Source organism: Polycladomyces abyssicola (assembly GCF_018326425.1).
GTDB classification, from domain to species: domain Bacteria; phylum Bacillota; class Bacilli; order Thermoactinomycetales; family JIR-001; genus Polycladomyces; species Polycladomyces abyssicola.
The window spans coordinates 3,186,898-3,197,230 of record NZ_AP024601.1; the positions used below are offsets into that span (position 1 = coordinate 3,186,898).

Annotated in this window: 10 protein-coding genes; 2 read left to right on the forward strand and 8 right to left on the reverse strand. The window is 53.3% G+C overall.

The window, feature by feature from the left end; translation table 11 throughout:
- Nucleotides 1–89: 89 nt before the first annotated feature.
- Both KI215_RS15785 and KI215_RS15790 read left to right on the forward strand, forming a co-directional pair.
- Nucleotides 90–1,442, forward strand: coding sequence for a hypothetical protein (locus KI215_RS15785; protein ID WP_212773625.1), 1,353 nt, complete (start codon nt 90–92; stop codon nt 1,440–1,442).
- A 182-nt stretch (nt 1,443–1,624) separates the two neighbouring features.
- Nucleotides 1,625–3,007: a UDP-N-acetylmuramoyl-tripeptide--D-alanyl-D-alanine ligase gene (locus KI215_RS15790; protein ID WP_212773626.1), complete on the forward strand. Its 1,383-nt coding sequence runs from the start codon at nt 1,625–1,627 to the stop codon at nt 3,005–3,007.
- A 55-nt stretch (nt 3,008–3,062) separates the two neighbouring features.
- On the opposite strand, the gene rsmG is transcribed toward KI215_RS15790, so the two are convergent.
- The 8 genes from rsmG to rpmH all read right to left on the reverse strand — a co-directional run bounded on the left by rsmG (nt 3,063) and on the right by rpmH (nt 9,820).
- The gene (gene rsmG, locus KI215_RS15795) at nt 3,063–3,782 is read right to left on the reverse strand and encodes a 16S rRNA (guanine(527)-N(7))-methyltransferase RsmG (RefSeq protein WP_212773627.1); all 720 of its coding nucleotides are present in this window, start codon (nt 3,780–3,782) and stop codon (nt 3,063–3,065) included.
- 302 nt (nt 3,783–4,084) lie between these two features.
- Complete coding sequence (gene mnmG, locus KI215_RS15800) at nt 4,085–5,974, reverse strand: tRNA uridine-5-carboxymethylaminomethyl(34) synthesis enzyme MnmG (protein WP_212773628.1); 1,890 nt, start codon at nt 5,972–5,974, stop codon at nt 4,085–4,087.
- Nucleotides 5,975–5,988: 14 nt separating this feature from the next.
- The gene (gene mnmE / locus KI215_RS15805; protein ID WP_212773629.1) at nt 5,989–7,365 is read right to left on the reverse strand and encodes a tRNA uridine-5-carboxymethylaminomethyl(34) synthesis GTPase MnmE; all 1,377 of its coding nucleotides are present in this window, start codon (nt 7,363–7,365) and stop codon (nt 5,989–5,991) included.
- A 202-nt stretch (nt 7,366–7,567) separates the two neighbouring features.
- Nucleotides 7,568–8,194 carry an RNA-binding cell elongation regulator Jag/EloR gene (gene jag / locus KI215_RS15810; RefSeq protein WP_212773630.1) on the reverse strand — a complete coding sequence of 209 codons (627 nt, stop codon included), beginning with the start codon at nt 8,192–8,194 and terminating at the stop codon, nt 7,568–7,570.
- Nucleotides 8,191–8,895 (reverse strand): YidC/Oxa1 family membrane protein insertase, encoded by a 705-nt coding sequence (locus tag KI215_RS15815; protein ID WP_212775247.1) that lies wholly within the window; start codon nt 8,893–8,895, stop codon nt 8,191–8,193. The genes jag and KI215_RS15815 overlap by 4 nt, the downstream gene beginning before the upstream one ends.
- 91 nt (nt 8,896–8,986) lie before the next feature.
- Nucleotides 8,987–9,196: a membrane protein insertion efficiency factor YidD gene (gene yidD / locus KI215_RS15820; protein WP_205492336.1), complete on the reverse strand. Its 210-nt coding sequence runs from the start codon at nt 9,194–9,196 to the stop codon at nt 8,987–8,989.
- Nucleotides 9,193–9,570 (reverse strand): ribonuclease P protein component, encoded by a 378-nt coding sequence (gene rnpA, locus KI215_RS15825; RefSeq protein WP_212773631.1) that lies wholly within the window; start codon nt 9,568–9,570, stop codon nt 9,193–9,195. Before rnpA ends, yidD begins: the two co-directional genes overlap by 4 nt.
- Before the next feature lie 115 nt (nt 9,571–9,685).
- Nucleotides 9,686–9,820, reverse strand: a complete 135-nt coding sequence (gene rpmH / locus KI215_RS15830) for a 50S ribosomal protein L34 (RefSeq protein WP_205492374.1) — start codon at nt 9,818–9,820, stop codon at nt 9,686–9,688.
- Between the last annotated feature and the right edge of the window lie 513 nt (nt 9,821–10,333).

Here is a 10,333-nt window from a genome sequence, read left to right on the forward strand (position 1 = left end):
ATTGGGTTGAATTGGATTAGGTTGGATTGGATCGGATTGTGCAAAGGTAATGCTTGTTCGGTAAGCGAATCAACGAAGGAGGAGGCAACATGCAACCAACAGGCGGTGAATATCATGTGATCGTGATTGGAGCCGGTCAAGCGGGACAAAAAGCGGCACGCACCGTCGCTGAAAACGGATATTCGGTCCTATATATGCCGGCAAACCCGGGAACGATGTTTTCGATGATGTACCAATCCCCCGACGTGGGACAACACGCTCAAATCGTTCAGGAATGGAAGCCTGAACATCCGAAAGATGCGGTATCTCCCTTTATGCAGGTACAAACTTTTTCCGCACCGGGAGAAGGTAACGGTTGGGTTATTCAAGCTTATGTAAACAGACCACTCTTATCTTCAAGGAAGACGTTGCCGGAAGATCATGTGGTCCAGGAACGGGAACGATTGATACGTGAAAAAATGGTCCGTCGTCACGGCCTGCTTCGAACGGAGAGGAAATTGGCAGAACCAATCGAAATGACGGAAAACCCAGCGGATACGGTGGAACCAGCCGTCCTCGAATCCGGTCCTTCCGAACCTGTCTATCGGGAACGCGAGGTACACTTGCGCAAAAAGATGATGGGGTACCGGAACATTTGGAACGACAAACCGGTCGATCCAGAGCCGACTCCCGCCCCACAACTGCATAAACCTGAGACGCCGGCATCAGCAAATGAGTCCGAAGCGGCACCGAAGGAATCCCTGTACAGGGTAGAGGAAATTTGGACAGGATACCCTTCATTGTCCAACTCCAAGAAGGAGAAGGACCCAGATACATCACAACGGAAGAAGTCAAAACAACATTTGATTCGCCTAGACCCTTCACGTGCGGGACGAAGAGTCCGTACTTTCGATACCCAAGCATCCAGTTGGCGTTCATCTTCTGCGGCGTCGGAATCCTTGGTCTGGCAGGATAACGAAACACAACCGGAATCCCGAACGGCAAGGCCTCAATCAAAATCGTATGATCAGATTTCCTATTTGGAAGCGGAAAAACAGAAAAAACGAAAACCCGCCACAGCGAAAAAAACGTCCCTTCCGACCAAAGAAGCCAAGCCACAGGTGCATTCCCCGTCTCCTGCCGGATCGCGAGAGACGGCACCGCTCAAACGCTCGGAAATTCCCATCAAGCCCAAGCCGAAAATGGTCAATCCACCCATCCAGTCAAAGGAACGCACATCATTTTTACAACAGGATGCCGCACGGCAAGTATTGGAGCAAAGCGCACCCAAAAATGCGCTCAAACGCGATTCGATTGATTTCGAAGACGCCTACGGATACAGCTCGTGGGACGATCTGTTCACACCGTTTTCCAATAGCTCCAAACGGCAGGAATTCCAACAGATCGAGAAGCGTAAGTTGGCATTGCGCGGGTTGCACAACTTGATCAACAACTTGGGGTGATGACCGTATTCGGCTATGCGATATAGCCAACACGCCGCATTCTTCGATGCGGTGTTTTTTTTATTGGGTTCGTATCCGCACAGAAGCCGGTTTTTCTTTGCCATAGACAAGTATCCCCTTCTTATCCCTACGTTTGTACATATACTGCCAGAGACTATCGAAAGATGGAAGGTGAATCCTCTTTGTTTCCCCTCCCTTTCAAACAACTGGCCGATATCATCGGGGGGCGAATCTTCCGGGGTCCCCAACATGAAACCATCCGCGGTGTGGTATACCGGAGCGGTAAACACCTCCAACCGGGATTGATCTGTTTCTTAGACCCGAAACGCTTCAGTTCGTCCTCTTTTTTGAAACACAAAAAAAGTTCAGGTGTAGTGGCACCGTTTGGGAGTGAACGACAGATTCCCCGCCATCATCCGCTGATCACGGTTCCCAATGTCACAAAGGCATTATGGAGACTGATCCGTTGGCAACGAGAGCAATCCCGCGCAGCAGTAATCGCGATCACCGGCAGTGCGGGAAAGACGACGACCAAAGAAATGCTTGCTTCCATCGCCATGCAAAAATATCCCACTCTGAAGACGTTGGGCAATCAAAATACGCTGTATTCGCTCCCTTCCCATCTGTTTCGGCTGAACAGTCTTCACCGCGTCGTTGTTCTGGAAGTAAGCCCTCCACACCTGCGTGTTCAATGCCAATACGCCCGACCCCACATCGGGATTATGACCAATATTGGTGAAGCTCATATCGGAAATTTTGGATCACTGAACAACTTGGTTCGGTCCAAGCAACAATTGATCCAGGGAATCCACCCCAGGGGAACGCTAATCATCAATGCGGATGATCCCGGCACCAAAAGACTCAATCTGCAGCTGTTCCAGGGGAACATCATCCGAATTGGGATCGACCAACCGGCCGATCTTCGCGCCACCCACATCCGATCAACCAACGGCATGCAGTTTCGGGTAGACGGGATTCCCTATTTTATTCCCACCTGGGGCAAACACCACGTCTACAATGCATTGGCTGCCATCGCTGCCGCGCGAAAACTGGGCATCCCCGCCCCGCTCATTCAGCGAGGATTGAGCAGATACGCCGTCCCTCCCGGCAGACTGCAACCGCTACCCGGGATCAACGGCAGCACGCTGATCCATGATGCCTACAATGCCAACCCTTCCGCCATGATTGCGGGGCTAAAGGTATTGAAACAAATAGCCGGGTCACGACCGGCCATCGCCGTCTTGGGAAATTTGCTGGAATTGGGGCCATACACCGAACGCGGCCACCAAAGAGTGGGGCATACGGTCGCGAGACTGGGCATTTCTCAATTGATCACCGTCGGATCCCATGCCCGTACCATCGCACGGGCCGCCATAATGAAGGGCATGCCCCCGGAACGAATCCGCTCATTTTCCAATCTCCAAGCAGCAGCGGTCGCTCTCCCCAAGATGATTGTTCCCGGTTCCGTCGTCTATTTCAAAGCCTCCCGAAATGTACACTTGGATCGGCTCGTTTTTCAACTGAAAAAAAGAAAAGCGGCTCGCATCGCTGATGCAGCCGCTTGATTCATTTTTACTTCGACATTTCCCGGGAAATGTTGATGAATGTCGTTCGCGGGAATTACACTATCGGCTGTTTGGCGGGCGTCCCCGGCTTTCGGGGATATGCTTTCGGTGTGTTCGCCCGCTTGCGGATCACCAACAAGTGACGGGTTCCTTTTTCTTTGGGCAACGTGAATGGATGATCCGCTATTTCTCCACCGCCCAATCGCTGCAATGCCGTTTTTGCCTCCCGCTGTTCCTCGGTCACGTCCGGCCCTTTCATGGCAACGAAGGAGCCACCCACATGAACGAACGGGAGACAGTATTCGGCCAACACATTGAGTTTCGCCACCGCGCGCGCAGTGGCCAAATCAAAGGCTTCCCGATATCCTGTCCGACGCCCCCATTCCTCTGCGCGCCCATGGATCGTTTCCACTTTGTCCAACCGCAATTCCCGTACCAACTCCGCCAGGAACGAAACGCGTTTGTTCAGGGAATCCAATAACACCACCCGCAAGTGCGGAAAGGCGATTTTGAGCGGAATGCCCGGGAATCCGGCGCCCGTGCCCACATCGATCAACGAGTTGATTTGATCGATGGGAACAACGGCTGCCAACAGCAGGGAGTCATAAAAATGCTTGATGTAGACGTCTTCCTGTTCCGTGATCGCGGTCAGGTTCATCACCCGGTTTTTTTCCACCAACCGTTCATAATACATCGCGAACTGATCCAACTGTTCGTCCGTCAATGTGATTCCCAACGATGCTGCTTGTTCACGTAACCACTGACTGATATCCATTGCAACCTCCCATGAGAAAAACGCGGCCAGACTTTTGACGAAGTCCTGCAGGATTCGATTTCCCGACTCCTCTCCTTATGCAGACTGCCAGGGTGTGTCTGATCCGTATCGTTCGCTTCGCTTTCCCGACTCGCTCCACCTGCGCCCTGCAAGGAAACAAAGCAAGGCTGCTTGGAACCGGGGGCGCAGGAACGGGTAAAACGTTGCCGCCTGATCGGTCTACAGGAAATCACGGACTCAAGCGGGTAAACCGCTTTGTCCACAGTCTCGCGTTCCCTGACCGTCAGACCGTTGATTTCCTGTCACTCCGCTTTGGCATGCGCTTTGCCGCCCTGTTCGATATGCACCATCAGGATGGAGATGTCGGCGGGGTTGACACCGGAAATCCGGGAGGCCTGCCCCAACGACAGCGGGCGTACCTTTTTCAGTTTTTCACGTGCCTCGGAGGAAATGCCTTGAATCTGGTCATAGTCCACCCAATCCGGAATCCGCTTGTTCTCCATCTTTTTCATTTTCTCCACTTGTTGCAGCGACTTTTTGATGTAGCCCTCGTATTTCAGTTGAATCTCAACTTGTTCCGCCACTTCCGGCGCGATCGGTTCCGGTGCGGGGGAGATTTGTGCGATGTGGGCGTACGTCAGTTCCGGTCGCTTGATCAGGCTGGCCAGGTCGATCGCATTGTTCAGCTCGCTGGAACCGGCTTCCCGTAGAATCGCCTGTACTTCCGGTGTGGGTTTCACCTTGGTTTCACGCAGACGCGCCATTTCCCGCTCGATCGCTTCCTTTTTGGCGACAAAACGGCGATAGCGTTCCTCCGGAATCAGGCCGATCCGATACCCGATCTCCGTCAACCGGAGATCAGCATTGTCGTGTCGCAACAGCAACCGGTACTCGGCTCGGGAAGTCAGCAGACGGTATGGTTCGTCCGTTCCTTTGGTGACAAGGTCATCGATCAGCACACCGATATAAGCCTGGGAACGGTCCAAAATGACCGGTTCCTTGCCCTGCACTTTTCGTGCTGCGTTGATCCCGGCCATAATTCCCTGCCCTGCGGCTTCCTCGTAACCGGATGTACCATTGATCTGTCCGGCAGTGAACAGGTTTTCCACCAACTTGGTCTCCAAGCTAGGCCACAGCTGTGTCGGCACGATCGCATCATACTCGATCGCGTATCCGGTCCGCATCATCTCAACGTTTTCCAGACCGTTGATCGTCCTCAAAATTGCCAGCTGAACGTCTTCCGGCAAACTGGTGGACAACCCCTGCACGTACATCTCCAGCGTGTTACGCCCCTCGGGTTCCAAGAAGATCTGGTGACGATTTTTGTCCGCAAAACGGACGATTTTGTCTTCGATCGACGGGCAGTACCGCGGTCCCCGCCCTTCGATCATACCGGAATACATCGGAGCCCGGTGCAGGTTGTTTCGGATGTATTCATGCGTCTTTTCATTGGTATAGGTCAGCCAACACGAAAGCTGGTCGGTAATGTACTCGGTTGTTTCATAGGAGAACGCCCGCGGTACATCGTCACCGGGCTGTTCCTCCATCACACTCGTATCGATTGTGTTTTTGTTCACCCGCGGAGGTGTACCCGTTTTGAACCGAACCATTTCAAAACCGAGATCTTGCAATTGATACGCCAGATTGATCGACGGTTGCTGGTTGTTAGGGCCACTTTCGTAAGCCAAATCCCCGATGATGATTTTGCCGCGGAGGTATGTCCCCGTCGTCAGTACCACCGCTTTGGCGCGGTATTCTGCTCCGGTCCGGGTGATGACGCCGTGACAGACACCGTTTTCCACGATCAATTTTTCCACCATGTTCTGGTGGAGGTCGAGATTGGGCTGTTTCTCAATCGTCCGTTTCATCTCCTGTTGATACATCACCTTGTCCGCTTGCGCTCGCAGGGCGTACACAGCCGGACCTTTTCCCGTATTGAGCATTCGCATCTGAATGTGGGTTTTGTCGATATTGCGCGCCATTTCCCCACCCAAAGCGTCGATTTCGCGTACAACGTGCCCTTTGGCCGGTCCGCCGATCGACGGGTTACACGGCATGTAGGCGATCGTATCGAGACTCAACGTCAACAACAGAGTTTTGCAACCCATGCGCGCAGCAGCCAATGCCGCTTCACATCCGGCATGTCCGGCACCGATCACGATGACATCGTATTCACCCGCTCGATAAGTCATCTTTCATCCCTCCTTTATTTCCCCAAACAGAACTGGGAAAAGATCTGGTCAATCAAGTCTTCCGCCACCGCATCACCGATGATTTCGCCCAAGGCTTGCCAGGCGTTTTTCAAATCGATCTCCACCATATCCAGCGGCATGCCCGATTCAATGCCGTCAATCACTTCCCGAACACTTCGCTTGGCCTGTTCCAACAGGTGAATGTGGCGAGCATTGCTGACGATGGCCGTATCTCCCACTTCCATTTTGCCGGTAAAAAAGAGATCAGCAATCGCTTGCTCCAAATCGTCGATTCCCCGCTCTTCCTTCAACGACGTGGTAATAAGTGGTTTGTCACCGATGAGCCGCTTTACTTCATCCAATTCGATCCGACGGGGCAAGTCCGTTTTATTCACCATCACGATGGCGGTTTGCTCACGGATGAGTTCGATCAGCCGACGATCGTCCTCGGTCAAAGACTCATTGTGATTGAGTACCAAAATGACCAGATCCGCCTGCTCCAGTGCACGATGGGAACGCTCCACACCAATCCGTTCCACCACGTCCTCCGTCTCCCGGATACCAGCGGTGTCGATCAGACGCAAAGGCACTCCCCGTACGTTCACATATTCTTCGATCACGTCCCGGGTCGTACCGGGGATGTCGGTGACGATCGCTTTATTTTCATGCGTGAGCGCGTTCAACAGCGACGATTTTCCCACATTGGGACGACCGACGATCACTGTGGCGATCCCTTCGCGTAAAATTTTGCCCTGACGGGCCGTTTGCAGCAGACGCTCGATTTCCGCCTCCACCTCGCGGCATTCCTTGAGCAGCATGTTAGCCGTCATCTCTTCCGCGTCGTATTCGGGATAATCCACATTGACCGCCAGATGGGCCAGCGATTCGATGATTTTTTGGCGCAGGCGCTGGATCATCTTGGACAATCGTCCTTCTGCCTGGTGCATGGCGACCCGGGCCGCCCGGTCCGTTTTGGCGCGGATCAGGTCGATCACCGCTTCCGCCTGCGACAAGTCGATCCGCCCGTTTAAAAACGCGCGTTTGGTGAATTCTCCCGGCTCCGCCAGCCGTGCTCCGGCCGACAACAGGACTTCCAGGGTGTTTTGGACGGGGACCATCCCGCCGTGGCAACTCACTTCCACCACGTCTTCCCGCGTAAACGTGCGGGGTGCCCGCATCACGGTGACCAATACCTCATCGATTCGTTCCCCCGTCTCCGGATGAACGATATGACCATAATGTACAGTATGGGAATCCACTTCTTTCAGCGATCGTTTTCCACGATAGACCGAATCCACAATCGGAATCGCCTCCGGGCCGCTCACCCGGATAACGGCGATCCCACCTTCCCCTACAGGCGTGGAGATGGCCGCGATCGTATCGTTTTCCATCTCTGTTCACCTCATATCCGAACCATCGACTAACGTTAGGATACCACATCGAAAAAGCGACTTGACACTCAACTGCCCGAAGCTCCAAATCTCCACGGGCATGCACACGATGGGACTTTTTCCTCAATCAAATACATAGTATCTCCCGGAATCATCTGATAAACAAAAAACTCCCCATACGGAGAGTTGGGTGAAACGAACGTCACGCTTTGGTGGCCAAGGCGACGACGACACGTCGGCGGGGTTCCTCCCCCTCGCTGTAGGTGGTAAGCCTGTCGTACTTTTGAATATGGGTGTGAATCACCTTTCGCTCCATTGGCGTCATCGGTTCCAACGCCACGGCTTTGCCCGTTCTCAACACCTGTTTGGCAATGCGATCAGCCAGATGTTGGAGGGATTCCTCCCGCCGCTTACGATACCCCTGTGCATCCAGTTGAATACGGGTATAACCCGAGTGATGTCGGTTGGCCACGATATTGACCAGATATTGCAACGCATCCAGCGTCTGACCGTGACGCCCGATCACCATTCCCAGATCGTCGCCGCGAATGTCGATCACCACCGGACGGGAATCGGTCCGCACCTCCAACGTGGCGGACACTCCCATCGTCGCGAGGACATTTTCAAGGAATTGCACGGCATCATCAACGGGCGTGGTGACAAACTCCGCTTCCACTTTGGCGGGGCGCACGCCGAACAAACCGAAGAAACCTCGGCTGGGCTCCTCCAGTACGGTTACGCGGATCTTGTCTCGCGAGGTATTCAATTGGCGCAACGCTTCCTCAATCGCCGCCTCCACCGTCTTCGCCGTCACAATTACCTTTTTCAACGGGCCGTACCCTCCCGCTTCACTTTATATTTATCTCCGATGAAGTAATACTGCACCATGGTGAACAAGTTGCTGTAAACCCAGTACAACGCCAATGCCGACGGGAAGCTGAGCGCCAGCACGAAGATCATGACCGGCATCACGAACAGGAAGACGCGGGCTTGCGGGTTGTTGCTCATGCCCATCAGGATCGATTGCAGATAGGTGGTCACCCCGGCCAGCACCGGCAGAACATAGTACGGGTCCGCCGACCCCAGATGCATCCACAGAAAATCCGAATTGCGGATATGTGGGTTATACATGATCGACTGATAAAACGCGATCAGAATCGGCAATTGGATCAATAAAGGCATGCACCCGGCCATCGGGTTGACGTTGTGTTTCTGGAACAGTTTGACGGTCTCTTCCTGCAGCTTTTGCGGATTGTCCTTGTACTTCTCCCGCAGCCGATTGATCTCCGGTTGCAGCTTCTGCATCGCCTGGGAACTCTTCATCTGTTTGATCGTCAAAGGTAGGATCAGCAAACGGATCAGTACGGTCAGCACCAGAATCGCCCAACCGTAGTTACCCAGCACCCCTTTGACGTGATCCATTAACAATGTAAGCGGATAAACCAAAAATCGGTCCCACAAGCTGTTGCTTGGATCAACGTTGTGCTTGGTAGTGGTGCTGGGAGCACAACCGGCAACGGTCAACACCATTGCAGCGATCAAAATCAACGTAAGTATGCGACGTCCCTGCAAGGGAGATTCCTCCTTGTCAATCTGAACGGTTATCGCGGTTTTTGATTCGTCACGGCACCGGATCGTACCCACCGGGGTGAAAGGGATGGCATTTGCCGATCCGCTTCGCCGTCAACCACCCGCCCTTGATGACGCCATACTTTCGGATCGCCTCGTAGCCGTATGCCGAACACGTGGGATAAAAACGGCATGTAGGCGGTTTCAGCGGGGAGAGAAACCGGCGGTAAAACCGGATCAGCCACAATGCGATCGTCCTCATCCCGATCCACCACGCTCCTTTTCGGTAACGACCGGTTTGGACAATAACTTGGCTCGGGAAAAGACGTGACGCAAACTGGATTTCACCTGATGGTAATCCATCTTTGCCGCCGGGGCACGGGCAATGATGATCAGGTCCACGCCATTCGGCAGACAGTCGACCCACCGACGGACCACTTCCTTGACCAGCCGCCGAATCCGGTTGCGCGTCACCGCGTTTCCCACCTTGCGACTGACCGACACGCCCACGCGCACCGGTTCGTCGTTGCCGCGATCGTACACATATAAGACAAACTGCCGGTTGGCCACCGATGTTCCCGCGCGAAACACGCGCCGGAAATCATTTCGCCGTTTCAAGCGGTATCGTTTCTGCAACATAGCCCCTCCTTCCTGGAGTGAGCCGCTAGTTCCATTATGTGGCGAAGTGGCGGGAAAATAAACACCCCGTGGCCATTTTGATAGGAAAAAAGGCCACGCTGGGACGGTGGCCTTACGCAGACAGTACTTTTCTGCCTTTGCGACGGCGATTGCGCAGCACTTTGCGGCCGTTTTTCGTGCTCATGCGCTTGCGGAAGCCGTGCACGTTTTTCCGTTTGCGTTTGCTCGGTTGATAGGTCCGTTTCATGACATTCCCCCGATAATGCTGACACTGCGAAACCAATCTCACAGTGCCCGGTGGCGCTCCGATCGCCACCCAAAACCGGGTTTCCTCCCTTCCTCTATATTCTTTCCACAAATGTGGATGTGATTTTCCGACGACATTCTTTCTCATTATAGCTAGATGGGTAAAAGATTGTCAAGGAATCCAAGGGCCGACACCCCCTTGTTATTCACATGTGGACAACTTCCTATGAACACCGATCCTCCGTTGTGGATAATTCGTCATTCACCGATGTGAAGTTATCCACCGTTCACCCCTGGGTTATCCACAAATCCACTCCTGTGGATAACTGTTGTCCACATCCCTGTGGATTGTGGATATCTCTTCTCCACTCCATTGTCATTACTGGGATCTTTTGATATCATATTGATGTTTTCCACAGTGGATAACTCCTGCTCTCACTCCTTTTATCCACAAGTTGTGGATAACTATGTGGGTGTTTATCCACAGGTGTGGAAAAAGTTATCCACAGGTTGT

Excerpts from the sequence above, each read along its gene's own strand:
- rsmG (WP_212773627.1), bottom strand. The coding sequence starts at position 3,782 with ATGGATATCAGTCAGTGGTTACGTGAACAAGCAGCATCGTTGGGAATC.
- mnmG (WP_212773628.1), bottom strand. The coding sequence starts at position 5,974 with ATGACTTATCGAGCGGGTGAATACGATGTCATCGTGATCGGTGCCGGA.
- KI215_RS15785 (WP_212773625.1), top strand. The coding sequence starts at position 90 with ATGCAACCAACAGGCGGTGAATATCATGTGATCGTGATTGGAGCCGGT.
- KI215_RS15815 (WP_212775247.1), bottom strand. The coding sequence starts at position 8,895 with ATGGTGTTGACCGTTGCCGGTTGTGCTCCCAGCACCACTACCAAGCAC.
- rpmH (WP_205492374.1), bottom strand. The coding sequence starts at position 9,820 with ATGAAACGGACCTATCAACCGAGCAAACGCAAACGGAAAAACGTGCAC.
- yidD (WP_205492336.1), bottom strand. The coding sequence starts at position 9,196 with ATGAGGACGATCGCATTGTGGCTGATCCGGTTTTACCGCCGGTTTCTC.
- mnmE (WP_212773629.1), bottom strand. The coding sequence starts at position 7,365 with ATGGAAAACGATACGATCGCGGCCATCTCCACGCCTGTAGGGGAAGGT.